The following is a 26,252-nucleotide window of genomic DNA, read 5'->3' on the forward strand; positions in this document are numbered from 1 at the left end:
GATCGCAGCCTTCGGCAGCTCCTGCATGTGAACGCGTAACCCTGTAGGAGCTGCCGAAGGCTGCGATCTTTTGCAGGCAACACGAACCGATAGGTTGACAACAATCTGTTCGATAAACGAACACTCAGTCGATTATCGGATTGTTTGGCGATTTTCCCAGGCTTAATCTGCAGTGACTCCGGCGCTGAACCTCGCGCCTTTTTTATCACTGGCGATTCATTACAAAAACAGGAGCCCGCTCCATGGCTGAGATCCTTTCGCTGCACGACGCGGTGAAGCAATTCGTCAACGATGGTGACACCGTTGCGCTCGAAGGCTTCACTCACCTGATCCCTACGGCCGCAGGTCATGAAATCATTCGTCAGGGCAAGAAAGATCTGACACTGGTGCGGATGACCCCTGACCTGATCTACGACCAATTGATCGGTGCCGGTTGCGCGCGCAAACTGATTTTCTCTTGGGGCGGCAACCCGGGGGTGGGTTCCCTGCACCGTCTGCGTGACGCGGTCGAGAAGCAATGGCCGCACGCGCTGGAAATCGAAGAGCACAGCCACGCCGACCTGGCCAACGCCTACGTCGCCGGCGCATCCGGCCTACCGTTCGCGGTGCTGCGTGCCTACGCCGGTTCCGACCTGCCGAAGGTCAATCCGCTGATCAAATCCGTCACTTGCCCGTTCACCGGTGAAGTGCTGGCGGCCGTGCCGTCGGTGCGCCCGGACGTGACCGTGATCCACGCACAGAAAGCCGACCGCCAGGGCAACGTGCTGCTGTGGGGCATCCTTGGCGTACAGAAAGAAGCCGCATTGGCCGCCAAGCGCTGCATCGTCACCGTGGAAGAAATTGTCGACGACCTCAACGCGCCAATGAACGCCTGTGTCCTGCCGACCTGGGCTTTGAGCGCGGTCTGCCACGTTCCCGGCGGTGCGCATCCGTCCTACGCCCACGGTTACACCGAGCGCGACAATCGTTTCTATCAGGCGTGGGATCCGATCGCCCGTGACCGTGAGACGTTTACCGCGTGGATCAAAGAATACATCCATGGCTGCGTTGACTTCAGCGCGTTCCAGGCCAAGTTGGCCGCTGCTTCGGAGGCCAAGTAATGACTTACACCACCAATGAAATGATGACCGTCGCTGCGGCCCGTCGCCTGAAGAACGGCTCGGTGTGCTTCGTCGGCATCGGCCTGCCGTCGAAAGCCGCCAACCTTGCGCGCCTGACCTCCTCGCCGGACGTGGTGCTGATCTACGAGTCGGGCCCGATTGGCGCCAAGCCGAGCGTGCTGCCGCTGTCGATCGGTGACGGCGAGTTGGCAGAAACCGCTGACACCGTCGTACCGACCGGTGAGATTTTTCGCTACTGGTTACAGGGTGGGCGCATCGACGTCGGTTTTCTCGGCGCCGCGCAGGTCGACCGTTTCGGCAACATCAACACCACCGTGGTCGGCGATTACTTCTCGCCGAAAGTGCGCCTGCCGGGTGCCGGTGGCGCGCCGGAGATTGCCGGTTCGGCGAAAAGCGTGTTGATCATCCTTAAACAGTCGGCGCGTTCGTTTGTCGACAAACTCGATTTCATTACCTCGGTCGGTCACGGCGAGGGCGGCGATTCGCGCAAACGTCTGGGCCTGCCGGGCGCCGGGCCGGTCGGGATCATCACCGACCTGTGCATCATGGAGCCGGAAGAGGGCACCCACGAATTTGTGGTCACCGCACTGCACCCGGGCGTGACCCGCGAGCAAGTGGTCGCGGCCACCGGTTGGGCTATTCGTTTTGCCGACAACGTCGAGAGCACTGCGGAACCGACTGAAGTCGAACTGACTGCACTGCGTGATCTCGAAGCACGCACCGCGGCCGCCCACGGCCAGGCACCGGGAGAAGCATGATGCGTGAGGTTTATATCTGCGACGCGATTCGCACGCCGATTGGCCGTTTTGGTGGCGGACTGTCCGCTGTCCGCGCTGATGATTTGGCCGCCGTGCCGATCAAGGCCCTGATGGAGCGCAATCCATCGGTGGACTGGAACGCCATCGACGAAGTATTCCTCGGCTGCGCCAACCAGGCCGGCGAAGACAACCGCAACGTCGCGCGTATGGCGCTGTTACTGGCCGGCCTGCCGGACAGCGTACCGGGCGTGACCCTCAATCGTCTTTGCGCTTCGGGCATGGATGCGATCGGCACGGCGTTCCGTGCGATTGCCAGCGGCGAGATGGAGCTGGCGATTGCCGGCGGCGTCGAGTCAATGTCCCGCGCACCGTTCGTGATGGGCAAGGCTGACGCAGCGTTTTCGCGCAACATGAAGCTGGAAGACACCACCATCGGCTGGCGTTTCATCAATCCGTTGATGAAGGCGCAATACGGCGTCGATGCAATGCCGCAGACCGCTGACAACGTCGCCGACGACTATAAAGTCTCGCGCGCCGATCAGGACGCTTTCGCCCTGCGCAGCCAGCAACGTACCGCCGCCGCGCAGGCCGCCGGTTACTTCGCCGAAGAAATTGTTGAAGTACGGATTGCCCACAAGAAGGGTGAAACCGTGGTCAGCCAGGATGAACATCCGCGCGCCGACACCACGATTGAAGCGCTGACCAAGCTGAAACCGGTCAACGGCCCGGACAAAACCGTCACCGCCGGCAATGCCTCCGGCGTCAACGACGGTGCCGCTGCGCTGATTCTCGCTTCCGCCGAAGCCGTGAAAAAACACGGCCTGACCGCCCGCGCCAAAGTGCTCGGTATGGCTAGTGCTGGTGTGGCGCCTCGCGTGATGGGCATCGGCCCGGTGCCAGCGGTGCGCAAATTGATCGAGCGCCTCGGCGTAGCGGTCAGCGATTTTGATGTGATCGAACTCAACGAAGCGTTTGCCAGCCAAGGCTTGGCGGTGCTGCGTGAGCTGGGTCTGGCGGATGACGCTGCGCAGGTCAACCCGAACGGTGGCGCGATTGCCCTCGGTCACCCATTGGGCATGAGCGGTGCGCGTCTGGTGCTGACCGCATTGCATCAGTTGGAAAAGACCGGCGGCAAGAAAGGTCTGGCGACCATGTGCGTCGGTGTCGGCCAAGGTCTGGCCCTGGCCATCGAACGCGTCTGACGCCAGCCGTGACGAAAAAGAACAGAGGAAAGCGAAATGTCTGACAAGCCTGGTTACCGTCGCCCGCAGGAAGGCACTCAGCCTGAGTACCTGCACCCGACGTATCAATCCACCAACCTGCGCTCGCCGTCGAAGCCGTTGGTGTTTCTGCCGCACTCGCTGTCGGAAATCACCGGGCCGACCATCGGCGCCGAGCGCGTGGGCGACACCGATAACGACCTGACCGCCCAGCATGAAGGCGAGCCACAAGGTGAGCGCATCATCATTCACGGCCGCGTGCTCGACGAAAATGGTCTGCCGGTGCCGGGAATTCTGGTGGAGATCTGGCAGGCCAACGCCGCCGGCCGCTACAACCACAAGCGCGACCTGCACGATGCGCCGCTGGACCCGAACTTCACCGGCACCGGCCGCACCGTCACCGACGCCGACGGCTGGTATCAATTCCAGACCATCAAGCCCGGCGCCTACCCGTGGGGCAACCACCACAACGCCTGGCGTCCGGCGCACATCCACTTTTCGCTGTTCGGGCCGAGCATCCTCACCCGCCTGGTCACGCAAATGTACTTCCCGGGCGATCCGCTGCTGGCCTACGACCCGATCTACAACTGCGTGCCGGACACCTCGGCCAAGGAACGCCTGATCGCCAGTTTCGATCTGGAAAAAACCATTCCGTCCTACGCCCTCGGTTATCGCTGGGACATCGTGCTGCGCGGGCGTGAAGCCACGCCGATGGAGAAATAAGATGACGCTGACTGCGACCACGTCCCACACCGTCGGGCCGTACTATCACATCGGCCTGACCTGGCTGAACCGCGAAAACCTCACCGTCGAGCAGACTCTTGGCGAGCGTGTGGCGATCACCGGGCAGGTGCTGGATGGCAACGGCGATGTCGTTAACGACGCCATGCTCGAAGTCTGGCAGGCGAATGCCGCCGGCAAGTACGACCACCCGGAAGACGAGCAGGACAAACCGCTCGATCCGAACTTTGAAGGTTTTGGCCGGGTGCCGGTGGATGCGGAAGGGCGCTTCCGTTTCACCACGATCAAACCGGGCACGGTTGAAGGCCTGAAGGGGTCGACCCAGGCGCCGCATCTGGTGGTGCTGGTGTTTGCCCGTGGCTTGGTCAAGCACTTGCTGACGCGGATCTACTTTGAAGGCGAGCCGGCCAACGTCGATGATCCGTTGCTCGAATGTGTGCCGGCTGAACGTCGCGCGACCTTGCTGGCGAAGAAGGACGCGTCGGGTGTTTACCAGTGGAATGTGATTCTGCAGGGCACTGATGCCGAGACCGTGTTCTTCGATTATTAAGATCAAAAGATCGCCGCTTGCGGCAGCGCCTACATGATCGTTACCACGCGGAGCGTGGGAACGATCGATATAGGATGTGGAACGGGACTGTTGCAAAGTATGTCTAGACTCTCACTGTCCCTATCGAGTGAAAAACAATGACAACCACCACCTCCCATTACACTGGCGAAGAGCGCAGCAAGCGCATCTTCGCCATTGTCGGCGCTTCGTCCGGCAACCTCGTCGAATGGTTCGACTTCTACGTCTACGCCTTCTGCGCGATCTATTTCGCCCCGGCGTTTTTCCCCTCCGATAACCCGACGGTGCAACTGGTCAACACCGCTGGTGTGTTCGCTGCCGGCTTCCTGATGCGCCCGATCGGTGGCTGGATTTTCGGCCGGGTGGCGGACAAACACGGGCGCAAGAACTCGATGCTCATCTCGATTCTGATGATGTGCTTCGGCTCATTGCTGATCGCCTGCCTGCCGACCTACAAGGACATCGGCGTCTGGGCACCAGTCCTGCTGTTGTTCGCCCGTCTGCTGCAAGGCCTGTCGGTGGGCGGCGAGTACGGCACTACCGCGACCTACATGAGCGAAGTCGCACTCAAGGGCCAGCGCGGTTTCTTCGCTTCGTTCCAGTACGTGACCCTGATCGGCGGGCAACTGCTGGCGGTGTCGCTGGTAGTGGTCCTGCAGCAGTTCCTCACCGAGGAAGACCTGCGCGCCTACGGCTGGCGGATTCCGTTTGTGGTCGGTGCGGTGGCGGCATTGATTTCGCTGTTCCTGCGTCGTAGCTTGAAAGAAACCACCAACAAGGAAACCCGTGAACACAAGGACGCCGGCAGCATCGCCGCGCTGTTCCGCGATCACAAAGCCGCGTTCATCACCGTGCTCGGTTACACCGCCGGTGGCTCGCTGATTTTCTACACCTTCACCACGTACATGCAGAAGTATCTGGTGAACACCGCCGGCATGCACGCCAAGACCGCCAGCTACATCATGACCGGCGCGCTCTTCCTTTATATGTGCATGCAGCCGCTGTTCGGCATGCTCGCCGACAAGATCGGTCGACGTAACTCGATGCTCTGGTTCGGCGCGCTCGGCACGCTGTTCACCGTGCCGATTCTGTTGAGCCTGAAAAGCGTCAGCAGCCCGTTTCTCGCCTTTGTGTTGATCACCGTGGCGCTGGCGATTGTCAGTTTCTACACCTCGATCAGCGGCCTGGTGAAAGCGGAAATGTTCCCGCCGGAAGTCCGCGCCCTCGGTGTCGGCCTGGCCTATGCGGTGGCCAACGCGATCTTCGGCGGTTCGGCGGAATTCGTCGCCCTGAGCCTGAAGAACATCGGCATGGAAAACTCCTTCTACTGGTACGTGACGGCGATGATGGCGATCGCGTTCCTGTTCAGTCTGCGCTTGCCGAAACAAGCGGCGTATTTGCACCACGATCTCTAACCCGAAGTGCGCGGGCCATGATGGCCCGCGCCGGCAAGGACTGTTTATGACTCAGCGACCGGGCAATCAATTGTTCGATGCCTACTTCACTGCCCGCGATATGCGCGAAGTGTTCTGCGATCAGGGCCGCGTGCAGGCGATGCTCGACTTTGAAGCAGCGCTGGCCCGGGCCGAGGCGCGGGTCGGTTTGATTCCAGCGTCTGCCGTGGCACCGATCGCAGCGGCGTGCAATGCCGGTCTGTATGACTTCGCGGCGCTGGGCGAGGCGATTGCCACGGCCGGCAATTCGGCGATTCCGCTGGTCAAGGCGTTGGGCAAGCAGATTGCTGCCAGCAATGCCGAAGCCGAGCGTTATGTGCATTTGGGCGCGACCAGTCAGGACGTGATGGATTCCGGTCTGGTGCTGCAATTGCGGCAGGCACTGGATTTGATCGAAAGCGATCTGGCGCAACTCGCTGACTCTCTCGCTGTTCAAGCACAGCGTCATGCTGCGACGCCGCTGGCCGGCCGCACTTGGCTGCAACACGCGACGCCGGTGACCCTCGGCATGAAAATCGGCGGATGGTTGGGCGCCGTGACTCGCAACCGTCAGCGCTTGCGTGAACTCAAGCCGCGTCTGTTGGTGCTGCAATTCGGTGGCGCGTCCGGGACCCTCGCCGCGTTGGGCGAACAGGCTTTGCCGATTGCTGAAGCATTGGCCGAAGAACTGCACCTGACCTTGCCTGAACAACCGTGGCACACCCAGCGTGATCGCGTGGTCGAGTTTGGCGCGGTGCTCGGTCTGATCGCCGGCAGCCTCGGCAAATTCGGCCGCGACATCAGCCTGTTGATGCAGACCGAAGCGGCAGAAGTGTTCGAGCCATCGGCACCGGGCAAGGGCGGTTCGTCAACCATGCCGCACAAGCGCAATCCGGTCGGCGCGGCGGTGTTGATCGGCGCAGCGACGCGCGTGCCGGGTCTGGTTTCGACGCTGTTCAGCGCCATGCCGCAGGAACACGAGCGTAGCCTCGGTTTGTGGCATGCCGAATGGGAAACCTTGCCGGAAATCTGCTGCCTGGTGTCGGGTTCGCTGCAACAAGCGAAATTGCTCGCCGAGGGCCTGGAAGTCGACGCAGCACGTATGGCACGCAACCTCGAACTGACCCAAGGGCTGGTGCTGGCCGAAGCGGTGAGCATCGTTCTTGCGCAACGGGTCGGCCGCGACACCGCGCATCACTTGCTCGAACAATGCTGCAAACGCGCGGTGGCCGAGCAGCGCCATTTACGCGCCGTGCTCGGTGACGAACCGCAAGTTACCGCCGAGTTGAGCAGTGCTGAACTCGACCAACTTTTGAACCCCGCCCATTACCTCGGTCAGGCGAAAACCTGGGTCGAGCGTGCGGTGGCCGAACACAACGCATTGTCTGTCTGAAAGGAGAGGGCTGTGGCTTTCGTTCAACTCGCCGATGGCGAACTGCACTATCAAATTGAAGGCCCGGTCGATGCGCCGGTGCTGGTGCTGTCCAACTCGCTGGGCACTGATCTGCACATGTGGGACGCGCAGATGCCAGCGTTCACCGAGCACTTTCGCGTGCTGCGTTTCGATACCCGTGGCCATGGCCAATCGCTGGTGACGCCGGGGCCTTACAGCATCGAACAACTGGGTTACGACGTGCTCGGTTTGCTGGATGCACTGCACATTGAGCGTGCGCATTTCTGTGGACTGTCGATGGGCGGCCTGATCGGCCAGTGGCTGGGCGTCAATGCTGGTCATCGTCTGAACAAGCTGATCGTTTGCAACACGGCGGCAAAAATCGGCGATCCGTCGGTGTGGAATCCACGCATCGAAACCGTGCTGCGCGATGGCGCAGCAGCGATGGTTGCCTTGCGTGACGCGTCGATTGCCCGTTGGTTTACCCCTGACTTTTCCGCTGCACATCCGGCAGTTGCCAAGCAGATTACCGACATGCTCGCGGCCACTTCGCCTGAGGGTTACGCGGCCAATTGTGCGGCGGTGCGTGATGCCGATTTCCGTGAACAACTGGCGTCGATCAACCTGCCGTTGTTGGTGATCGCCGGTACTGAAGATGCGGTGACGCCGCCGGCCGGTGGGCATTTCATTCAGGAGCATGTACGCGGCGCCGAATACGCCGAGTTCTATGCGGCGCACCTGTCCAACGTGCAGGCTGGCGCGGATTTCAGTGATCGTGTGTTGGCGTTTCTAAACGCCTGATAAGGGGATTTTCGTGGACGAGAAACAACGTTACGACGAAGGCATGCAAGTGCGCCGCGCGGTGCTCGGTGATGCGCATGTCGATCGCAGCCTGACCACGCTGACCGAGTTCAACTCGGAGTTCCAGGAGATGATCACCCGGCATGCCTGGGGCGATATCTGGACACGTCCGGGCTTGCCTCGGCACACGCGCAGCCTGATCACCATCGCCATGCTGATCGGCATGAACCGCGAGGGTGAGCTGAAACTGCATTTGCGCGCGGCGGCCAATAACGGTGTGAGCCGGGGCGAGATCAAGGAAGTGATCATGCAGAGCGCGATCTACTGCGGGATTCCGGCAGCGAATGCGACGTTTCATCTGGCTGAATCGGTGTGGGATGAGCTAGGAGTCGAATCCCGGGAGTGACGGCGCCTGAAATTACGCTTTCGTCGGATCGCCGCCCGGAGCAAGCTCGCTCCCACATTTGTTTTGTGATCGACACATGTCCAATGTGGGAGCGAGCTTGCTCGCGAAGGGGGCAGACGCCGTTGCGCATCAATCAGCACAACTCATTCAAACCCTGGCGACAATAAATATCCGCTTGAACGCAAACAGCGTATGGCCGTCCGCCTCCTGCGGATAGTGCTCATGCACCCGCATCAGGTAGTGATAAATAAACCGCGTCTGTTCCGCTGAATCCAGCGCCTGCATCACCGGCCGCAGCGCCGAGACCTTCACCCAGTCGTACACCGGCGACTTGCCGTCGACCACCTGCAATTGCTCCGTCTCCCAGATATCCAGCGATGTGGTCATAGGCGCGAGCAACCGGTAGTAATCTTCCAGTGCCAACAAGGGTCGCGCCGCCATGCGCTGGCGCAGATCCGGTGTACCCAATGGCGTGCCGCCCGGGCCGGCGTCTTCGAGGGTGTCGAGCATCAGCCGATACCACAGCGCATCGCGCCAGTCGGGCATGTGCGCCGCCAGACAGCCGCCGGGGTTGAGATAACCCAGCAAGTGCGGCAGCAGCGTTTCATGGCCACCAATAAAGTGCAGCACGGCGGCGGCGAGCAGCAGGTCCGCCGGCTGCTCGGGTTGCCAATCGAGCAGATTGCAGTGTTTCCACGATGCCCTGAGCGGCAGACAACGCGCTTCAGCGAGCATCTGTGCCGAGCTGTCGATGCCCTGCAACTGCGCACGCGGCCAGCGTTCGGCCAACAACTGCGTGGCAATGCCGGTGCCGCAGCCCAGGTCGTAGATGCGTTGCGGGTTCGGCAGGTCCACACGGTCAAGCAGTTCATGGACCGGTCGTTGCCTGAGACGGGAAAACTGCTGGTACGCCTTGGCGTCCCAGTCGGGTGTTGCAAGACGAGAGATCATTGAGGTGGTCCTCCGGTGATCGTTGGTGTCTTCCGATGACAACCTGGCTCCCAGCTTGAGGACCGACTACGACGACGGAAGCGGAAAGGGTGAAGCACCTGACTCCTTCAGGTTTGGTCACTTTACCTGCCGGCCGGCGAAGTGCCACTTCTCCTGACCAATGGCGATAACTGCCTGTAGGAGATCAAATGTGGGAGCGAGCCTGCTCGCGAAAGCGGTGTGTCAGTCGGCATATGCTTATCTGACACACCGCTTTCGCGAGCAGGCTCGCTCCCACAGGGGAACATCAGTGTTTTACAACAGGCTGATCGGGTAGCTGACGATCAAGCGGTTCTCATCGAACTCGTTATTGCTGAAATCCCGGCGCATGGTCGAGTTGCGCCATCTGACGTTCAGATCCTTCAGTGCGCCGCTCTGCACGGTGTAGCCCAGTTCCGATTCGCGGCCCCACTCCTTGCCGTCGGTGATCGTCCCGGTGTGCACGTTGTCGCCGCTGATATAGCGGTTCATCAGGGTCAGGCCGGGGATGCCCATCGCCACGAAGTTGTAGTCGTGGCGCACTTGCCAGGAGCGTTCCTGCGCATTGTCATAACTGGCGTTGTAGCTGTCGTTGGCCAGCGTGCCGCCGCTGGTGCCGTTGACGCGCATCCAGGCGCTGTCGCCGGTGAGTTTCTGCAGGCCGACGTAGAAGGTGTTGCCGCCGTACTTCGCCGAGAACATCCCCGACCAGGTCTTGTTGTCGAGATCGCCGGCGCGGGCGCTGCCGTCGTCCTTGCCGTAGAAGAAGCCGAGGTTGGCGCCGAGGGTCCAGTTGCCCAGCGGCTGGCTGTGGATCAGGTTGACATATTGCTGGCTGTAGATGTCCTTGAGTTCGGCATTCCACAGGCCGATCTGCGTGCGTTTTTCGTTGAAAACGTATTCACCGCCCTGGAAGTTGAAACGATCTGAGGTGAACGCCGCTTTGCCGGTCATCGACATGTCGCTCATGCTGCTGTCGTCGCGCGGGCTGTTGGCTCTGAACTGGCCGCCGTAGAGGGTCAGGCCGTCGATTTCCTTCGAGGTGATCTGGCCGCCACGAAAGGTCTGTGGCAGCGAGCGACCGTCGTCCGAACGCAGGATCGGCAGCACCGGCATCCACTCGCCGACCTTCACTTCAGTTTGGGAAAGCTTGGCTTTGAAGGCGACGTTGGTACGGCCGAAGTTGTCGGCCGGGCGGCCGTCGTGATCCAGCGGCAACAGCTGCGTGCCACCGGTGCCTTTACCGCCATCGAGCTTCACCGAATACAGGCCGAGCACGTCCATGCCGAAGCCGACGGTGCCTTGGGTGAAACCGGATTTGGCGTCGAGGATGAAGCTCTGCGTCCACTCTTCAGCCTTGCCCTGGGCCTTGGTCGGGTTGGTGAAGTTGCGGTTGATGTAGAAGTTGCGCAGGTTCAGGTTGACCTTGGCCCCTTCGATGAAACCGGTCTCTTCAGCCGCAGCGGGCAGCGCCGCGCCGGCCAGGGCCAAGGCGATCAGACCGGGAAATGCGTAGGGCGCAGGGGAGGTTGTCATGGGCTCGGGTCTCTCTTGTTTTTTTAAGGCGAACGGGTGCGCTGCCACCGGTTTACGGGGTGCAGACATGAAAAGTGTTCAGGAGTGAAACGACGGCAATCAGCCGGACGGGGCAGGACGCGGGAGCATGGTGTCGAACCTGTTGTTATTGGTTTTGTGGAGCGAATGGTGCGGGGGGCGGATGTTCGGATTCAATTGGGTAAAACGGGTTTTGGGCGATTATCGAACAGCATTGAAGATCAAAAGATCGCAGCCTTCGGCAGCTCCTACAGGGATTTGCATTCCAAATGTCGGAGCTGCCGAAGGCTGCGATCTTTTGATTCTCAGGCAACAAAAAGCCCACCAATCGGTGGGCTCCTTGTGTTCAGCCGATGATGATCAGAACAACTTCATCTTCGGCGCTTCTTCTTTCAGCGGTTCGTTCTGCGCGGTTTGCGCATTCCAGCCACCGCCCAGGGCTTTGTACAGGTTGACCGCACTGGTCAGCTGCGCGAGGCGGTCGGTGATCAGCGCTTGTTGTGCGCTGAACAGCTGACGCTGGGCATCGAGGAAGGTCAGGTTGCTGTCGACGCCGATGCGGTAGCGACGTTCGGCCAGGCGGTAGTAATCCTGGTTGGCCTGTACGAAGTCACGCTGCGCTTGCAACTGCTCGGTGTAGGTCTGGCGCGCGGCCAGGCCGTCGGCGACTTCCTGGAAGGCCGTTTGAATGGACTTCTCGTAGGTCGCCACGCCAATGTCCTTCTGGATCTTGGCGTAGTCGAGGCTGGCGCGCAGGCTGCCGGCGTTGAAGATTGGCAGGTTGATCTGCGGCTGGAACAGCCACGTTCCCGAACCACCCTTGAACAGGCCGGACAAGTCCGGGCTCAGGCTGCCCGCGTTGGCGGTCAGGCTGATGCTCGGGAAGAACGCGGCACGCGCTGCGCCGATGTTGGCGTTGGCCGCTTTCAGGTTGTACTCGGCTTGCAGGATGTCCGGACGACGTTGCAGCAAGTCCGAAGGCAGCCCCGGTGGTACGTCGCTGAGCAGGTCATCCGCCAGCGGTTTGGCCGCTTGCAGATTGGCCGGGATACCGGTGCCGAGCAGCAGGGTCAGGCTGTTTTCGTCCTGCGCGACCTGGCGGGTGTAACGCGCCAGTTGTGCCCGGGCGTTCTCGACCGAGGTGCGCGACTGTGCCAGATCCAGCGCCGAAGCCACACCGACTTCGTTGCTGCGGCTGGTCAGCTTGTAGCTTTCTTCGAAGGCACCGAGGGTGTCTTGGGTCAGCTTGAGCAGTTCCTTGTCCGCTTGCCAGGTCAGGTAAGCATTGGCGACGCTGGCGACCAGACTGATCTGGGTGCTGCGGCGCGCTTCTTCAGTGGCGAAGTACTGTTGCAACGCTTGCTCGCTCAGACTGCGAACCCGACCGAACAGGTCGAGTTCGTAGGCGCTGATGCCGACGGTGGCCGAGTAGGAGCTGGTGATGCCCGCTTCGCCGGTCTGCGAGGCACGGGCCGGAACCCGCTGACGGCTGCCGCTGGCATTGGCCGAGACCGCCGGGAACAGGTCGGCACGCTGGATGCGGTATTGAGCCGCATAAGCGTCGATGTTCAGCGCCGCGACACGCAGGTCGCGGTTGTTTTCCAGCGAAACCTGGATCAGCTGTTGCAGCGCCGGGTCATGGAAAAACTGCTTCCAGCCCTGCTCGGCAGCGGCCTGCGCCGGTGCCTGGGCCGGCGAGTACGCCGGCCCCTGCGGGAACTGGCCTGCGACGGGAGCCTCAGGCTGCTGATAATCAGGTATCAGCGAGCAACCGCTCAGCACGAAGGCGGCGACTGCGATGGAGAGTAGCGACTTGCTCATTGGCCAGCCTCTTTAGGAGTTTCAGGCGTTTCATCCTCGTCAGCGATTTTACGCTGGCCCATGGACGAAACCGTAACGAAGAACAGTGGGACCCAGAAGATCGCCAGGATCGTGGCCGTGAGCATACCGCCAATCACGCCCGTACCGATCGCATGTTGACTGCCCGAGCCTGCGCCGGTGGAGATCGCCAACGGTACAACACCGAGGACGAAGGCCAGCGAGGTCATGATGATCGGGCGCAGACGCATGCGGCAGGCTTCGATCGCCGCATCGCGCAGGCTGCGTCCCTGTTCATGCAGTTCCTTGGCGAATTCAACGATCAGAATGGCGTTTTTAGCCGCCAGACCGATGGTCGTCAACAGGCCCACCTGGAAGTACACGTCGTTGGACAGACCGCGCAGGCTGGTGGCCAGCAGCGCACCGATGATCCCCAGCGGCACCACGAGCATAACCGCGATCGGAATCGACCAGCTCTCGTACAACGCGGCCAGACACAGGAACACCATCAGCAGCGACAGGGCGTACAGCGCCGGCGCTTGCGAGCCCGACAGACGTTCCTCATAAGACAGACCCGTCCAGGAGATACCGACACCCGCCGGCAGCTTCTTGGCAATCGCTTCGACTTCGGCCATCGCATCACCGGTGGAGTAACCCGGCGCCGGAGAACCGAGGATCTCCATCGCTTCTACACCGTTGTAACGCGCCAGTTTCGGCGATCCGTAGATCCACTCGCCCTTGGCGAACGCGGAGAACGGCACCATGGTCCCGGCGCTGTTGCGCACGTACCACTTCTTCAAGTCTTCAGGGCTCATGCGAGCACCGGCCTGACCTTGCACGTACACCTTCTTCACCCGACCACGGTCGATGAAGTCGTTGACGTAGCTACTACCGAAGGAGATCGACAGGGTGCTGTTGATGTCGGCAATGCTTACGCCGAGGGCCTGGGCCTTCTGATCGTCGATTTCCAAGTGGTATTGCGGCTCATCGTTCAGGCCGTTCGGACGCACCTGATAGAGCACCTTGCTCTGCGCTGCCAGACCGAGGAACTGGTTGCGCGCTTCCATCAGTTTTTCGTGACCGATACCGGCGCGGTCCTGCAGGAACACGTCGAAACCGGTGGCGTTACCCAATTCCAGTACCGCTGGCGGGGCGAAAGCAAACACCATCGCGTCGCGGAAGCTGAAGAAGTGTTGCTGCGCACGTTGGGCGAGGGCGAACACGCTGTTGCTCGCGTCACGCTCGTCCCACGGTTTGAGCATGATGAACGCCAGACCCGAACTCTGACCGCGACCGGCGAAGTTGAAGCCGTTGACGGTGAACACCGAGGACACCGCACCGGATTCTTTCTCCAGCAGGTAGGAACGCATTTCGTCGATCACGACTTGGGTACGTTCGGCACTGGAACCGGCCGGGGTTTGCACCTGGGCGAACAGTACGCCCTGGTCTTCTTCCGGCAGGAACGCGGTCGGAATACGCGTGAACAGCCAGATCATGCCAACGACGATCAGCAGATACGCCAGCAGATACGGAGCCTTGCGCGACAGCATGTTGCCAACACCGCGCTCGTAGCTGCGAACGCCACGGTCGAAGTTACGGTTGAACCAGCCGAAGAAGCCTTTTTTCGGTGTGCCGTGCTCGCCTTTCGGAATCGCCTTGAGCATGGTTGCGCAGAGCGCCGGGGTGAAGATCAGCGCGACCAGTACCGACAGGGCCATGGCCGAGACGATGGTGATCGAGAACTGCTTGTAGATCACACCGGTGGAACCGCTGAAGAACGCCATCGGCAACAGTACCGCCGACAGAACCAGGGCAATACCGACCAGTGCACCCTGGATCTGACCCATGGACTTCTTGGTCGCTTCCTTCGGTGACAAGCCTTCTTCGCTCATCACCCGCTCGACGTTTTCCACCACGACGATGGCGTCATCCACCAGCAAACCGATGGCCAGCACCATACCGAACATGGTCAGCGTGTTGATGCTGAAACCGAAGGCCGCGAGGATGCCGAACGTACCCAGCAATACCACCGGCACAGTCATCGTAGTGATGACGGTCGCGCGGAAGTTCTGCAGGAACAGGAACATCACCAGGAACACCAGCACGATCGCTTCGACCAGGGTTTCAACCACACCCTTGATCGATTCGGTCACCACCGGGGTGGTGTCGTACGGGAACACCACTTCCATGCCTTGCGGGAAGAACGGCTTGAGCTCGTCAATCGTCTTGCGCAGGGCTTTGGCGGTGTCGAGGGCGTTGGCGCCGTTGGCCAGTTTCACCGCCAGACCCGACGACGGTTTGCCGTTGAACTGTGCGGAAATGGTCGAGTTCTCGCCGCCCAGACCGACATCGGCGACGTCGCCGACGCGCACTTGCGAGCCGTCCTGGTTAACCTTCAACAGAATCGCCTTGAACTGCTCGGCAGTCTGCAGACGGGTCTTGCCGATGATCGTCGCGTTCAGTTGCTGGCCCGGCAACGCCGGCAAACCACCGAGTTGACCGGATGACACCTGGACGTTCTGTGCCGAGATCGCGGTGCTGACATCGCCCGGGGTCAGGTTGTACTTGTTCAACTTGGCCGGGTCGAGCCAGATGCGCATCGCGTATTGGGCACCGAAGACCTGGAAGTCACCAACACCGGCGGTCCGCGAGATCGGATCCTGCATGTTCGACACGATGTAGTTGGACAAGTCGTCCTTGGTCATGCTGCCGTCACGCGATACCACGCCGATAACCAGGAGGAAGTTTTTCACTGCCTTGGTCACGCGGATACCTTGTTGCTGCACTTCCTGCGGCAACAGCGGGGTGGCCAGGTTCAGCTTGTTCTGAACCTGCACCTGCGCGGTGTCGGAGTTGGTGCCTTGCTCGAAGGTTGCGGTGATGGTCATGCTGCCGTCGGAGTTACTTTCCGAGGACACATAACGCAGGTTGTCGATACCGTTGAGCTGCTGCTCGATCACCTGGACCACGGTGTCCTGCACGGTTTGCGCCGAAGCGCCCGGGTAGGTCACGGAGATCGCAATGGCCGGCGGCGCAATGCTCGGGTACTGGTTGATCGGCAATTTCAGGATCGAAAGTGCCCCGACCAGCATGATCACCAGGGCAATTACCCAGGCGAAAATCGGACGGTCGATGAAGAATTTTGACATGGATTACTCCCCTTTGCCGCCGGCGGCTTTGTCAGCTGCCTGAGCGGGGGCCGGGTTCTTGGTGCCTACGTTAGTGGCTTCGGTCGGGTTCACCTGAACACCCGGGCGCACGTATTGCAGCCCTTCGGTGATCAGACGATCGCCAGCCTTCAGACCGTCTTCGATCAGCCACTGGCTGCCGACGGTGCGGCTGGCCTTGAGCTGACGCAGTTCAACCTTGTTGTCGGCGCCGACGACCAGTGCGGTCGGGGTGCCTTTGAGGTCGCGGGTCACGCCTTGTTGCGGTGCCAGAATGGCGGCGGCGTTGACACCGGCCTGCAACTGGGCGCGAACGAACATGCCTGGCAGCAGGGTGTGATCCGGGTTCGGGAATACCGCGCGCAGGGTCACGGAACCGGTAGTCGGGTCGACCGTGACTTCGGAGAATTCCAGCTTACCGTCGAGCTTGTACTGGCTGCCGTCTTCCAGGGTCAGCTTGACCGCAGCCGAGTTTTCGCCGGATTTCTGCAGGCGACCGCTTTCCAGCTCGCGGCGCAATTCCAACAGCTCGACCGAAGACTGGGTGACGTCGACGTAGATCGGGTCCAGTTGCTGGATCGTCGCCATCGCGTCGGCCTGACCATTGCTGACCAGTGCGCCTTCGGTGACCGAAGAACGACCGATGCGGCCGGAGATCGGCGCGTAAACCTTGGTGTAACGCACGTTGATCTGCGCAGTCTGCAACGACGCTTCCGACTCCATACGGTTCGACACAGCGGTGTCGTATTCCTGACGGCTCACGGCCTGCTCGTCGACCAGTTGCTTGTAGCGGTCGGAGATCGACTTGGTCGAACGCAGGCTGGCTTCGGCGCTTTTCAGGGTCGCTTCATAGACCGCCGGATCGATCTGGTACAGCTGCTGGCCGGCTTTGACATCGCCGCCTTCCTTGAACAGACGCTTGAGAATGATGCCGTTGACCTGCGGTCGAACTTCAGCGATGCGGAACGCACTGGTGCGGCCCGGCAGTTCGGAGGTGAGGGTAAAGGCTTGTGGTTGCAGGGTGACGACGCCGACCTGAGGGGGCGGAGCGGCCGGTGCCGCTTCTTCCTTTTTACATCCGCTGAGCAGCGATGCCAGGGCGACGGCAGTGACCAGAGCGGTAACAGCTGGCTTGAATTGCATGAAGATCCTCGGGTCAGGCGCGCAAAAAGCGCACAAGAAGTGTGAAAGGGTAAAAAATGCGTACCGAGTGGATAAGTAGCTTGCTAAGTAATATACTTACGTTCATGGTTGTTTGTAAATACCTGCGCCGCGTATCCAAGCTGTTACAAAAGTCGTCGCAGGGTTTGAAATTGTAGGCCGGGGAGCTGATCCGCGAGAGATCACCCCTTCTTTATTCAGCGGATATTCAGCCATCCCTGAAACATCCTGTTTGAGGTTTTACTGTCATGGTCCGTCGTACCAAAGAGGAAGCTCAAGAAACCCGTAGCCAGATCCTGGAAGCGGCGGAGAAAGCCTTTTATGAAAGGGGCGTCGCTCGTACGACACTGGCCGATATCGCAACACTGGCGGGTGTCACGCGCGGTGCCATTTACTGGCATTTCAGCAACAAGGCCGATCTGGTGCAGGCGATGCTCGATTCGTTGCGTGAGCCGCTGGATGAACTGGCCAGAGCCAGCGAAAGTGAAGACGAGCTCGACCCGCTGGGCTGCATGCGCCAACTGCTGATTCATTTGTTTCATCAAGTTGCGCTGGACCCGAAAACCCGGCGTATCAACGAAATTCTGTTTCATAAGTGCGAGTTCACCGATGAAATGTGCGATTTGCGCCAGCAGCGCCGGGACGTCAGTCTCGATTGCAATGAGCGCATCGCTCTGACGTTGCGTAATGCGGTGAATCGCGGCCAGTTGCCGGAAGATCTCGACACTGCCCGTGCGGCCATCAGCATTCACAGCTATATCGATGGCCTTCTGTATGGATGGCTGCTGGCGCCGGACAGCTTTGAGCTGCATGCCGAGGCCGAGCGTTGGGTCGATACAGGGTTGGATATGCTGCGCCTGAGCCCCAGCCTGCGCAAATGAAACAAAATGCGTAATTGGCACAGCTTATGTCAATTGGCCTGCCTTTATATACGTTTGCGGCGGGGAGTTTATACGTAGCGAGCTACGCATTTTGTAGGGAATTTGTGTCTTCTGTGTGAATGAGTGTGAGCCGTTTGCCCTCACCCTAACCCTCTCCCAGAGGGAGAGGGGACTGACCGAGGTGTTCTTGCGAGTTACACCGACCTGAAAAACCCAGTCGAACTCCGAATTTGAAAACTACACAAATCGGCACCCTCTCCCTCGGGAGAGGAGACTGACTGACGTGTTCTTTCGAGATACGTCGACCTGAGCTATCCAGCCGAACTCAGGTTTCGAACTTTCCCCGATCGGCCCCCTCTCCCTTGGGAGAGGGCTGGGGTGAGGGGCTACGTACTCAGCCGCGCAATCAATCTCCCGGCGAACACAAAAAAAGCCCCCGACTCTCTCAAGTCGGGGGCTTCGTGTTTCTACTGCTTACAGTGCTGGATAGTCGATATAACCGACCGGGCCTTTGCCGTAGAAGGTTTCCGGGTGCGCATCATTAAGCGGCGCATCCGCCTTCAAACGCGCCGGCAGATCCGGGTTGGCAATAAACGGCACACCGAACGCCACAGCGTCAGCCTTGCCACTGGCCAGCCATTCGTTGGCGCTGTCCTTGGTGAAGCGTTCGTTAGCGATGTACGGGCCACCGAAAGCTTCTTTCAGTTGCGGGCCGAGGCTGTCGGCGCCTTCTTTCTCACGGGAGCAAATGAACGCGATGCCGCGCTTACCCAGTTCACGTGCGACGTAGGTGAAGGTTTCCGCCAGGTTGTCGTCGCCCATGTCATGGGAGTCGGCGCGCGGTGCCAGGTGCACGCCGACACGGCCGGCGCCCCAGACTTCGATCGCGGCGTCGGTCACTTCCAGCAGCAGGCGCGCACGGTTTTCCAGCGAGCCGCCGTAGTTGTCGGTGCGCTGGTTGGTGCTGCTTTGCAGGAACTGGTCGAGCAGGTAACCGTTGGCGCCGTGGATTTCCACGCCGTCGAAACCGGCGGCCTTGGCGTTCTCGGCACCGGTGCGGTAGGCGTCGACGATGTCGGCGATTTCAGCGGTTTCCAGGGCGCGCGGGGTTGGGTAGTCGGCCAGTGGGCGCACCAGGCTGACGTGACCTTTCGGCTGAATCGCGCTGGGTGCCACCGGCGCTTCACCGTTGAGATACGACGGGTGCGAGACGCGACCGACGTGCCACAGTTGCAGGAAGATCTTGCCGCCTGCGCCGTGAATCGCTTTGGTCACGTTGGCCCAGCCGCGCACTTGGTCGTTGGACCAGATGCCCGGGGTGTCCGGGTAGCCAACGCCCATTGGCGTCACCGACGTGGCTTCGCTGAGGATCAGGCCAGCGGAAGCTCGTTGTACATAGTATTCAGCCATCAGCGCGTTCGGCACACGGCCTTCGTCGGCGCGGCAGCGGGTCAGTGGGGCCATGATGATGCGGTTGGCCAGCTCGATGTCGCCCAGTTTGATCGGATCAAAAATAGTTGCCATGTCTACAACCCTCGTAGGTGAAAGTTAATCAGTTGGTAGCAGGGGCCAGATCGGCATTGCCGTTCTGGCGGAAAGTAATCAGCGTCACCAGCAGGGCGAGCACGGCCAGCGCGGCGGCTGCGAGCGGCACGCTGGTCAGGCCATAGCCGTGGGCGATGACGCTGCCGCCGACCCAGGCGCCGAGCGCGTTACCGACGTTGAAGGCGCCGATGTTCAGGGTCGACACCAGGTTCGGTGCGGCTTTGCCGAAGGTCACCACGTTGACTTGCAGCGCCGGTACGGCGGCGAAACACGCGGTGGCCCAGAGGAACAGGGTGATTTCAGTCGGGATCAACGCGACGCTGGTCCAGGTCAGCACGGTGGAGACCACGGCCATGGCGATGAATACGCCGATCAACGTCGCGGCCATGCCTTTGTCGGCGAGTTTGCCGCCGATAATGTTGCCGACGGTCAGGCCCAGGCCGATCAGCATCAGCGTCCAGGTCACGCCACGCGGCGATACACCGGTGACTTCGCCGAGCAGCGGGGCGACGTAGGTAAACAGGGTGAAGACGGAAGCGGCGAACAGCGCGGTCATGCTCAGCGACAGCCAGATCCCGGCACCTTTGAGGGCGGCGAGTTCGGCGCGCATGTCGAGCTTCTCTTCGTCACGTTTGGCCGGCAGGAAGCGGATCAGGCCGATCAGCGCAATCACACCAATGACGGTCACCGCCCAGAAGGTCGAGCGCCAGCCGTATTGCTGACCCAGCGCAGTACCCAGCGGTACACCGAGGACATTGGCCAGGGTCAGGCCGGTGAACATCAGGGCCACCGCCGAAGCACGCTTGTTGGCCGGCACCAGATTGGCCGCCACTACTGAACCGATGCCGAAGAACGCACCGTGACACAGAGCGGTGATCACCCGGGCGAACATCAGCACGTTGTAGTCACTGGCAATGGCGCAGAGCAGGTTGCCGACAATAAAGATGCCCATCAACGCCACCAGCGCCGCTTTACGCGGCAGTTTGGCCGTGGCCATGGCCATGAACGGCGCACCGATCGCCACGCCAAGGGCGTAACCGGTCACTAGCCAGCCGGCGCCGGGGATCGACACACCGAGGTCGGCCGCCACATTGGGCAGCAGGCCCATGATGACGAACTCGGTGGTGCCGATGGCGAAAGCGCTCAAGGCGAGGATGAGTAGCGAGAGGGGCATGCAGGTTTCCTTGTCGGCTGGCTGACGTTAAGGGTCAGAGCTCTTTACTGAGGGTGCTGAGGAACGCCTGGATAACGTCCTCGTTACGTTTGAAAAAGTGCCATTGACCGGCCTTCTGGCTGCTGATCAGACCGGCGCGTTGCAACGTTGCGAGGTGCGCAGAAACGGTCGACTGCGACAAGCCGCAGCGTTGATCGATCTGCCCGGCGCAGATGCCGTACTCGTGGTTGTGCAACTGTTCCGGAAATTCGTTCTTCGGGTCTTTCAGCCAGTTGAGGATGTCTCGTCGTACTGGGTGCGCCAGGGCTTTTATTATTTCGTCGAGGTCGAGGTTCATGGCAGGGTGCTCATCATGTGTACAACGCTATATCGCGATGTGGCGAAATATAAATCGTTAGATCGCGATACACCAATATGATTTTGATCTGACGTCAGCATAAATTGGTATATCGCGTTATAACGATACATGGGTGTATGGCTTATGGGCCGCAGTGCTAAGCTGCGCCCATGAACTATCTCGCACATTTACATCTCGGTGGCCAGCGCCCCGGGCAACTGCTCGGCAGTCTGTATGGCGATTTCGTCAAAGGCCGGCTGCAAGGGCAGTTTGCGCCGGAGGTGGAAGCAGCTATTCAACTGCATCGACGGATTGACGTGTTCACCGATCGCCATCCGCTGGTGGACATCGCGCTGGGACGGTTTACCGATACGAGGCGGCGTTATGCCGGGATCGTGCTCGATGTGTTTTTCGATCATTGCCTGGCCCGGGATTGGCGTTTGTATGCCGAGCAGCCGCTGGAGGTTTTCACTGCTGACGTTTATCGGGTATTGACCCACGAGCGACAACTGCCGGAGCGGCTGGCGAAGATTGCCCCGCACATGGTTGCCAATGACTGGCTGGGTTCGTATCAGCAATTTGAAGTGCTGGAGCAGGTCTTGCGCGGGATCTCGCGGCGGCTGACTCGGCCGGAGGAACTGGCGGGGGCGATGGAGGAATTGCGGCGGTTGTATGAGCCGTTGAGTGAGGATTTCGCTTTGTTCTACCCACAACTCCAGGACTTCGCCCAAAACTCTGATCCAATGAGGATCTAAATGTGGGAGCGAGCCTGCTCGCGAAGGCGGCGTGTCATTCAGCATCTATATTGGCTGAGACACCGCTTTCGCGAGCAGGCTCGCTCCCACAGGGGATTTGTGTTTCAGGCGGCAATCAATTCGCCGGCGCGACGCGGTTCGACCGGTTTCGCCACCTCACCAAACAATGCCTTCTGCACCGCCTGCTGCGCCTCGAACGCCAACGCCGCACGCTCACGCCCCTGACAGGCAATCGGCTTGAGCAGGTGCACTTCGACATCGCCGCAGTCATTACTGAACAGGCGCATCAGGTGCGAGAGCAGATCATCGTCACCAATAAACGGTGCCAGCGCATCGATTTCGCCATCGCGCAGATAACGGATCGCCACCGGTTGCAGCATCACCTCGGAATCAATCGCCGCCGCCAGCAAGCGACCATGAAAGGTGCGCAGCGAGCGGCCATCGGTGGTGGTGCCTTCCGGGAACATCAATAAGGCGTGCTCGGTTTGCAGGTGACGGGTCATCTGCTTGCGGATCAACTGGCTGTCGCCCGAACCGCGACGGATGAACAGGCTGCCAGCCTTCGCCGCGAGCCAACCGGCCACTGGCCAGGTGCGCACTTCGGCCTTGGACAGAAACGACAGCGGCGTGAGCATGCCGAGCAGTGGAATATCGGTCCACGACACATGATTGCTGACCCACAGCATCGGCTGTTTCGGCAGCTCACCGTGCACCGTCACGCGAAAGGGCAGGGCATTGCTCAGGCGCGCCATGAAGAAGCGCGACCAGCGCTGACGCCGTTCCATCGAATGTGCCAAACCAATCCGTTCAAATACGCCGAAGACGCTGGCCATGGTCAAACCCAGGGAGACCACCAGCAGCACCCGCGCGATCCGCGCGTACACCCGCAACCGGCTCATCACACGGCCGCCTTGAAGTGTTTGGCGTAGCGCGGGCAAAGTTCGTCGCGTTTGAGCAGGATGAACACGTCGGCGACCTGGAAGTCTTCATCCCAGCACGGTTCGCCGCAGATCTTCGCGCCCAGGCGCATATAGGCCTTGAGCAGCGGCGGCATTTCGGCGATCACGTTCGATGGAATATCCAGCGTCGGCAGCGGATTTTTCGGCTCGGCACGCAGGTGTTCGGTGCACAGATAGCGTTCGCGCAGGCGCTGCATGATCGCGTGGGCCTGAATGCCGCCGTCCTGCATCGGGATGCTCGCGCAACCCATCAGATAACTGTAACCGCCCTGATTCAGCACTTCGGCCAACTCGCCCCACAACACCGCAATGGTGCCGCCGTTGCGATAGGCCGGGTCAACGCAGGTGCGGCCGATTTCGAGGATCGGGCCTTGCAGATGCGCGAGGCCGTGCAGGCTGAACTCTTCTTCGCTGTAGAACTTGCCCAGACTGCTGGCGGCGGTGTGATCGAGCAAACGGGTGGTCGCCACCAAACGGCCGGTGTTCAGATCACGCACGCCAATGTGGCTGCAGTGAACATCATAGTCATCCATGTCCAGACCCAGTTCCGCGCCTTTCAATTTGGCGTTGAACTCGCCGCTGAAGACGTTGAAGCGCAAGGCCTGGGCTTGCTGCAGAGCCTCGGCGCCGATCAGGCGTTCGGCTTGCAGGCGGCGTTCATTGCCGGTGTCGCTGATGCGGGCGATCTGAGTCATGTGAATCTCCGTACGGGCCTTTAACCCGTCGTGGGTTGCAGCCGATCGACTTTCTTTATGCAGCCGTGTTGTGCAAAGTCAGGCTATGTAGCCCCGGTGTCATCGCCATGAACCTTTGGTGATGCTTATATGACAGCCCACAAGGAGCCTCTTATGCCCTGGCCAGATTTGCTGCACAGCCGTGACCGATTGCCCGCCGTTGCTGACCTGGCCGAGGGTTTTGCGACGTTGTTGCAGCAACTGGGCAACGTCACGCCGTTCGAATTGGCGGTGGCGGGCGGGCGGCGGATGGCGACGCCGGGGCTGGCGTTTCTGGTCGGTTATCAAGCGGCATTGCGCATGCTTTGGCCGAGTGCGCCGCTGAGCCTCGGTGCATTGTGTGCGACCGAACAACGCAGTCTGCGCCCGGCGGACATGCACACGCGGCTGAGCGATTTGCGCTTGAGTGGACGCAAGGATTTCGTCACCGCTGGCGATGCGGCGGACTGGCTGTTGATCGCTGCGCGCAGTGAAGAGCCCGGCGAAACCCCGCGCCTGAGTCTGGCCGTGGTCTATCCCGGCGAACCCGGCGTGACCGTGGAAAAACTGCCGGCACTGCCGTTGATGCCGGACATCAGTCATGGCCGGTTGCTACTGGATGGCGCGTTGTGCGAGTTGTTGGCGGGGGATGGTTGGGATGCTTACGTCAAACCGTTTCGCACCCTTGAGGATGTCTATGTGCTGAGCGCGATGACGGCGTGGCTCTATGGCGTCGGCCAGGACAGTGACTGGCCGCAGCCCCTGCAACTGCGTTTGCTGGCGCTGTTGGCCGGGTGTGCCGAGGCGAGCCGGCAACCGCCGAACAATCCGGCCGGGCATGTGTTGCTGGGTGGGTTGTTTGCGCAGTTTGAAGCGCTGGAGGGGGAGGTGAGTCAGGCGTTGGCTGACGGGCCGACAGAATGGGCGCAGATGTGGCAGCGGGATCAAGGGGTGATGCAGTTGGCCTCCGGTGCTCGGGCCAAGCGTCTGGCCAAGGCTTTGGCGGTGAATTGACTGGCCTCTTCGCGAGCAGGCTCGCTCCCACAGGGGACCGCGTTTCTTCAATTGAAATGCGCTCAAAATGTGGGAGCGAGCCTGCTCGCGAAGGCGGCCTCAACAACACCACACATCTGTCATAAACCCCGACTAATCTCAGCAGGTTCATTCCCAGAGCCCTCCCCATGTGCAAAGGCCTGTCGCTGTTTCTGCTGCTGATCAGCTTCACCGTTCACGCCGAACAATGGCCGGGTGAAGAATGGCCAACCGGCACGACGATCACCGATCCAGAGGCACTGGAAAATTACGCCTTCCCGCCCCGCGATGACACCACCCGCAAAGGCATTCGCACCGACGCGCTGCTGATCATCCGCGACGGCCAGATCATCTACGAACGCTACGCCGGCCCGACCACAGCACAAACCCCGCACCTGACCTGGTCAATCAGCAAAAGCCTGATGGCCGCCGTGCTCGGTGTGGCGTATGGCGAAGGCCTGTTCAAGCTCGAAGACCCCGCTGCAAAGTTCTACCCGCCGCTGGCTAAACATCCGAAGATAAAAGTCGCTGACCTGCTGCACTGGGCTTCGGGCATCGACTGGCAGGAAGACTACGAATACGCACCGCTGAAATCCTCGGTGGTGGCGATGCTCTACACCCGGGGTCATAGCGACATGGCCGCTATTACGGCTGATCACGGCACTTACGCGGAGCCGGGGCAGGCTTTCCGTTATTCCAGTGGCGACAGCAATTTACTGGCGGCGGCGTTGAAAAATATCGTCGGCCCGCAGCGCTATCAGGACTATCCCTGGACGGCGCTGTTCGAGCCGTTGGGCATCCGCCACGCCGTGTGGGAAACCGATGCGACGGGCACTTTTGTCGCGTCCTCTTACGCCTATCTCACCGCAAGGGATCTGGCGCGGGTCGGATTGCTGATGGCTTGTGACGGGCGCTGGAATGACAAGCAGTTGCTCTCCAGGGAATGGCTGGCGTTCAACCTGACACCCTTCAAAGGTTACAAGGCTCATCAGGACGAAGCGGTGCCCGGTGGTCAGTGGTGGCTGAACCGCCCGGCAGATGGCGCGGCGTCACCGTGGCCCGATGCACCGCCCGACACTTTCGCCGCGCTCGGCCACTGGGGCCAGGCGCTGTACGTGATCCCCAGCGAGAAACTGGTGATCGTGCGTTATGCCGATGATCGCGACGGCGGTTACCGCCACAACGAATTACTCAAGCAAGTGCTGAAGGCGGTGCAGCCATGAAGCGCTTTTTGCTGGTGTTGCTGGTTCTGCTGTTCGGCTGGGTCGGCTACGAGCGGGAAAATCTCTGGGCTTTTCCGGACATCATCAGCGCGTATACCGCCAAGGAATATTGTTCCTGCCGATACGTGATGAACAACAACGCCGAATACTGCCGTGGCTATGTGAAACAGTGGCTACCGACCAGCGACTTCAGCGATGACAGCGCCAGCAAAACCATCACCGTCAGCGGCATGGGCCGCAGCAACAGCGCCCAATGGCAAAACGAACGCCAGGGCTGCCGCCTCAATCCCTGACCACACCAAATCCCCCTGTAGGAGTGAGCCTGCTCGCGATTGCGGTGTGTCAGTCAACATAGGCGTTTCTGATACACCGCCATCGCGAGCAGGCTCACTCCTACAGGCGGTTCCGTTGATCCTGGAAGCGGGGTTCCACACCGTGGAACCACATTCGATTGTCCTCGCGCGCGTCTCGCGGTTATCTGGTGGTGAGCACGATCTGCCTTGTATGTGTCGTGAAATCGAAC

General features: G+C 60.7%; 24 protein-coding genes. 14 read left to right on the top strand and 10 right to left on the bottom strand.

What is annotated here, in order from left to right; translation table 11 throughout:
• Window positions 1–242: 242 nt before the first annotated feature.
• The 9 genes from ACRRSD_RS21805 to pcaC all read left to right on the top strand — a co-directional run bounded on the left by ACRRSD_RS21805 (window position 243) and on the right by pcaC (window position 8,441).
• Window positions 243–1,100, top strand: coding sequence for a CoA transferase subunit A (locus ACRRSD_RS21805; protein ID WP_435035276.1), 858 nt, complete (start codon window positions 243–245; stop codon window positions 1,098–1,100).
• Window positions 1,100–1,879 carry a CoA-transferase subunit beta gene (locus tag ACRRSD_RS21810; RefSeq protein WP_077571458.1) on the top strand — a complete coding sequence of 260 codons (780 nt, stop codon included), beginning with the start codon at window positions 1,100–1,102 and terminating at the stop codon, window positions 1,877–1,879. Before ACRRSD_RS21805 ends, ACRRSD_RS21810 begins: the two co-directional genes overlap by 1 nt.
• The gene (pcaF, locus tag ACRRSD_RS21815; RefSeq protein ID WP_191625105.1) at window positions 1,876–3,081 is read left to right on the top strand and encodes a 3-oxoadipyl-CoA thiolase; all 1,206 of its coding nucleotides are present in this window, start codon (window positions 1,876–1,878) and stop codon (window positions 3,079–3,081) included. Before ACRRSD_RS21810 ends, pcaF begins: the two co-directional genes overlap by 4 nt.
• A 36-nt stretch (window positions 3,082–3,117) precedes the next feature.
• Window positions 3,118–3,822, top strand: a complete 705-nt coding sequence (pcaH, locus tag ACRRSD_RS21820; protein ID WP_008080089.1) for a protocatechuate 3,4-dioxygenase subunit beta — start codon at window positions 3,118–3,120, stop codon at window positions 3,820–3,822.
• Window position 3,823: 1 nt separating this feature from the next.
• Window positions 3,824–4,390 (top strand): protocatechuate 3,4-dioxygenase subunit alpha, encoded by a 567-nt coding sequence (gene pcaG / locus ACRRSD_RS21825; RefSeq protein ID WP_435035278.1) that lies wholly within the window; start codon window positions 3,824–3,826, stop codon window positions 4,388–4,390.
• Between the two features lie 137 nt (window positions 4,391–4,527).
• Entirely contained in the window at window positions 4,528–5,823 is a 1,296-nt protein-coding gene (locus ACRRSD_RS21830) for an MFS family transporter (protein ID WP_007917096.1), read from the top strand.
• 46 nt (window positions 5,824–5,869) lie between these two features.
• Complete coding sequence (locus ACRRSD_RS21835) at window positions 5,870–7,234, top strand: 3-carboxy-cis,cis-muconate cycloisomerase (protein ID WP_435035279.1); 1,365 nt, start codon at window positions 5,870–5,872, stop codon at window positions 7,232–7,234.
• Window positions 7,235–7,246: 12 nt separating this feature from the next.
• Complete coding sequence (gene pcaD, locus ACRRSD_RS21840; protein WP_435035280.1) at window positions 7,247–8,035, top strand: 3-oxoadipate enol-lactonase; 789 nt, start codon at window positions 7,247–7,249, stop codon at window positions 8,033–8,035.
• A gap of 13 nt (window positions 8,036–8,048) precedes the next feature.
• Complete coding sequence (gene pcaC / locus ACRRSD_RS21845) at window positions 8,049–8,441, top strand: 4-carboxymuconolactone decarboxylase (protein WP_007917093.1); 393 nt, start codon at window positions 8,049–8,051, stop codon at window positions 8,439–8,441.
• 147 nt (window positions 8,442–8,588) lie between these two features.
• On the opposite strand, the gene ACRRSD_RS21850 is transcribed toward pcaC, so the two are convergent.
• The 5 genes from ACRRSD_RS21850 to ACRRSD_RS21870 form a co-directional block, all read right to left on the bottom strand.
• Window positions 8,589–9,392, bottom strand: a complete 804-nt coding sequence (locus ACRRSD_RS21850; RefSeq protein ID WP_435035282.1) for a methyltransferase domain-containing protein — start codon at window positions 9,390–9,392, stop codon at window positions 8,589–8,591.
• A gap of 294 nt (window positions 9,393–9,686) precedes the next feature.
• Window positions 9,687–10,946, bottom strand: a complete 1,260-nt coding sequence (locus ACRRSD_RS21855; RefSeq protein ID WP_435035283.1) for an OprD family porin — start codon at window positions 10,944–10,946, stop codon at window positions 9,687–9,689.
• A gap of 378 nt (window positions 10,947–11,324) precedes the next feature.
• A complete protein-coding gene (emhC, locus tag ACRRSD_RS21860; RefSeq protein WP_435035284.1) occupies window positions 11,325–12,785 on the bottom strand; it encodes an efflux RND transporter outer membrane subunit EmhC in 1,461 nt (486 codons plus the stop codon).
• Window positions 12,782–15,931: an efflux RND transporter permease subunit EmhB gene (gene emhB, locus ACRRSD_RS21865; protein WP_435035286.1), complete on the bottom strand. Its 3,150-nt coding sequence runs from the start codon at window positions 15,929–15,931 to the stop codon at window positions 12,782–12,784. The genes emhC and emhB overlap by 4 nt, the downstream gene beginning before the upstream one ends.
• A 3-nt stretch (window positions 15,932–15,934) precedes the next feature.
• Complete coding sequence (locus ACRRSD_RS21870; protein ID WP_435035288.1) at window positions 15,935–17,092, bottom strand: efflux RND transporter periplasmic adaptor subunit; 1,158 nt, start codon at window positions 17,090–17,092, stop codon at window positions 15,935–15,937.
• A 266-nt stretch (window positions 17,093–17,358) separates the two neighbouring features.
• On the opposite strand from ACRRSD_RS21870, the gene emhR reads away from it, so the two are divergent.
• Entirely contained in the window at window positions 17,359–17,991 is a 633-nt protein-coding gene (gene emhR / locus ACRRSD_RS21875; protein WP_150651422.1) for an efflux system transcriptional repressor EmhR, read from the top strand.
• Window positions 17,992–18,465: 474 nt separating this feature from the next.
• Here the strand turns inward: emhR and ACRRSD_RS21880 are convergent, their stop codons facing one another.
• Genes ACRRSD_RS21880 through ACRRSD_RS21890 form a run of 3 tightly spaced genes read right to left on the bottom strand, consistent with a single transcriptional unit; the run spans window position 18,466 to window position 21,047 of the window.
• The gene (locus ACRRSD_RS21880; RefSeq protein WP_435035289.1) at window positions 18,466–19,515 is read right to left on the bottom strand and encodes an alkene reductase; all 1,050 of its coding nucleotides are present in this window, start codon (window positions 19,513–19,515) and stop codon (window positions 18,466–18,468) included.
• 28 nt (window positions 19,516–19,543) lie between these two features.
• The gene (locus tag ACRRSD_RS21885) at window positions 19,544–20,710 is read right to left on the bottom strand and encodes an MFS transporter (RefSeq protein ID WP_007917078.1); all 1,167 of its coding nucleotides are present in this window, start codon (window positions 20,708–20,710) and stop codon (window positions 19,544–19,546) included.
• A 34-nt stretch (window positions 20,711–20,744) separates the two neighbouring features.
• The gene (locus ACRRSD_RS21890) at window positions 20,745–21,047 is read right to left on the bottom strand and encodes an ArsR/SmtB family transcription factor (protein ID WP_007917068.1); all 303 of its coding nucleotides are present in this window, start codon (window positions 21,045–21,047) and stop codon (window positions 20,745–20,747) included.
• A 170-nt stretch (window positions 21,048–21,217) separates the two neighbouring features.
• Between ACRRSD_RS21890 and ACRRSD_RS21895 the strand changes: the two genes are divergently transcribed.
• Complete coding sequence (locus tag ACRRSD_RS21895; RefSeq protein WP_435035290.1) at window positions 21,218–21,802, top strand: ACP phosphodiesterase; 585 nt, start codon at window positions 21,218–21,220, stop codon at window positions 21,800–21,802.
• A gap of 104 nt (window positions 21,803–21,906) precedes the next feature.
• Here the strand turns inward: ACRRSD_RS21895 and ACRRSD_RS21900 are convergent, their stop codons facing one another.
• Window positions 21,907–22,701 (bottom strand): lysophospholipid acyltransferase family protein, encoded by a 795-nt coding sequence (locus ACRRSD_RS21900; RefSeq protein WP_435035292.1) that lies wholly within the window; start codon window positions 22,699–22,701, stop codon window positions 21,907–21,909.
• The gene (gene olsB / locus ACRRSD_RS21905) at window positions 22,701–23,456 is read right to left on the bottom strand and encodes an L-ornithine N(alpha)-acyltransferase (protein WP_007916280.1); all 756 of its coding nucleotides are present in this window, start codon (window positions 23,454–23,456) and stop codon (window positions 22,701–22,703) included. The genes ACRRSD_RS21900 and olsB overlap by 1 nt, the downstream gene beginning before the upstream one ends.
• 153 nt (window positions 23,457–23,609) lie before the next feature.
• Between olsB and ACRRSD_RS21910 the strand changes: the two genes are divergently transcribed.
• The 3 genes from ACRRSD_RS21910 to ACRRSD_RS21920 all read left to right on the top strand — a co-directional run bounded on the left by ACRRSD_RS21910 (window position 23,610) and on the right by ACRRSD_RS21920 (window position 26,022).
• On the top strand, window positions 23,610–24,488 hold the full coding sequence (locus ACRRSD_RS21910; protein WP_435035294.1) for an acyl-CoA dehydrogenase: 879 nt from the start codon (window positions 23,610–23,612) through the stop codon (window positions 24,486–24,488).
• Window positions 24,489–24,655: 167 nt separating this feature from the next.
• Window positions 24,656–25,729 (top strand): serine hydrolase domain-containing protein, encoded by a 1,074-nt coding sequence (locus ACRRSD_RS21915; protein WP_435035296.1) that lies wholly within the window; start codon window positions 24,656–24,658, stop codon window positions 25,727–25,729.
• Window positions 25,726–26,022 carry an amidase gene (locus tag ACRRSD_RS21920; protein WP_435035297.1) on the top strand — a complete coding sequence of 99 codons (297 nt, stop codon included), beginning with the start codon at window positions 25,726–25,728 and terminating at the stop codon, window positions 26,020–26,022. Before ACRRSD_RS21915 ends, ACRRSD_RS21920 begins: the two co-directional genes overlap by 4 nt.
• The last annotated feature ends 230 nt before the right edge of the window (window positions 26,023–26,252 follow it).

Origin of the sequence: Pseudomonas neuropathica (genome assembly GCF_051174785.1) — a bacterium.
Classification (GTDB): Bacteria; Pseudomonadota; Gammaproteobacteria; order Pseudomonadales; family Pseudomonadaceae; genus Aquipseudomonas; species Aquipseudomonas neuropathica_A.

Coding starts and splice junctions, on each gene's coding strand:
- ACRRSD_RS21850 (WP_435035282.1), bottom strand. CDS start 9,392: ATGATCTCTCGTCTTGCAACACCCGACTGGGACGCCAAGGCGTACCAG.
- olsB (WP_007916280.1), bottom strand. CDS start 23,456: ATGACTCAGATCGCCCGCATCAGCGACACCGGCAATGAACGCCGCCTG.
- pcaH (WP_008080089.1), top strand. CDS start 3,118: ATGTCTGACAAGCCTGGTTACCGTCGCCCGCAGGAAGGCACTCAGCCT.
- ACRRSD_RS21920 (WP_435035297.1), top strand. CDS start 25,726: ATGAAGCGCTTTTTGCTGGTGTTGCTGGTTCTGCTGTTCGGCTGGGTC.
- emhR (WP_150651422.1), top strand. CDS start 17,359: ATGGTCCGTCGTACCAAAGAGGAAGCTCAAGAAACCCGTAGCCAGATC.
- ACRRSD_RS21855 (WP_435035283.1), bottom strand. CDS start 10,946: ATGACAACCTCCCCTGCGCCCTACGCATTTCCCGGTCTGATCGCCTTG.
- ACRRSD_RS21810 (WP_077571458.1), top strand. CDS start 1,100: ATGACTTACACCACCAATGAAATGATGACCGTCGCTGCGGCCCGTCGC.
- ACRRSD_RS21885 (WP_007917078.1), bottom strand. CDS start 20,710: ATGCCCCTCTCGCTACTCATCCTCGCCTTGAGCGCTTTCGCCATCGGC.
- emhC (WP_435035284.1), bottom strand. CDS start 12,785: ATGAGCAAGTCGCTACTCTCCATCGCAGTCGCCGCCTTCGTGCTGAGC.
- ACRRSD_RS21890 (WP_007917068.1), bottom strand. CDS start 21,047: ATGAACCTCGACCTCGACGAAATAATAAAAGCCCTGGCGCACCCAGTA.
- pcaF (WP_191625105.1), top strand. CDS start 1,876: ATGATGCGTGAGGTTTATATCTGCGACGCGATTCGCACGCCGATTGGC.
- ACRRSD_RS21880 (WP_435035289.1), bottom strand. CDS start 19,515: ATGGCAACTATTTTTGATCCGATCAAACTGGGCGACATCGAGCTGGCC.
- ACRRSD_RS21870 (WP_435035288.1), bottom strand. CDS start 17,092: ATGCAATTCAAGCCAGCTGTTACCGCTCTGGTCACTGCCGTCGCCCTG.
- pcaG (WP_435035278.1), top strand. CDS start 3,824: ATGACGCTGACTGCGACCACGTCCCACACCGTCGGGCCGTACTATCAC.
- ACRRSD_RS21900 (WP_435035292.1), bottom strand. CDS start 22,701: ATGAGCCGGTTGCGGGTGTACGCGCGGATCGCGCGGGTGCTGCTGGTG.
- ACRRSD_RS21910 (WP_435035294.1), top strand. CDS start 23,610: ATGCCCTGGCCAGATTTGCTGCACAGCCGTGACCGATTGCCCGCCGTT.
- ACRRSD_RS21835 (WP_435035279.1), top strand. CDS start 5,870: ATGACTCAGCGACCGGGCAATCAATTGTTCGATGCCTACTTCACTGCC.
- ACRRSD_RS21915 (WP_435035296.1), top strand. CDS start 24,656: ATGTGCAAAGGCCTGTCGCTGTTTCTGCTGCTGATCAGCTTCACCGTT.
- emhB (WP_435035286.1), bottom strand. CDS start 15,931: ATGTCAAAATTCTTCATCGACCGTCCGATTTTCGCCTGGGTAATTGCC.
- ACRRSD_RS21830 (WP_007917096.1), top strand. CDS start 4,528: ATGACAACCACCACCTCCCATTACACTGGCGAAGAGCGCAGCAAGCGC.
- ACRRSD_RS21895 (WP_435035290.1), top strand. CDS start 21,218: ATGAACTATCTCGCACATTTACATCTCGGTGGCCAGCGCCCCGGGCAA.
- ACRRSD_RS21805 (WP_435035276.1), top strand. CDS start 243: ATGGCTGAGATCCTTTCGCTGCACGACGCGGTGAAGCAATTCGTCAAC.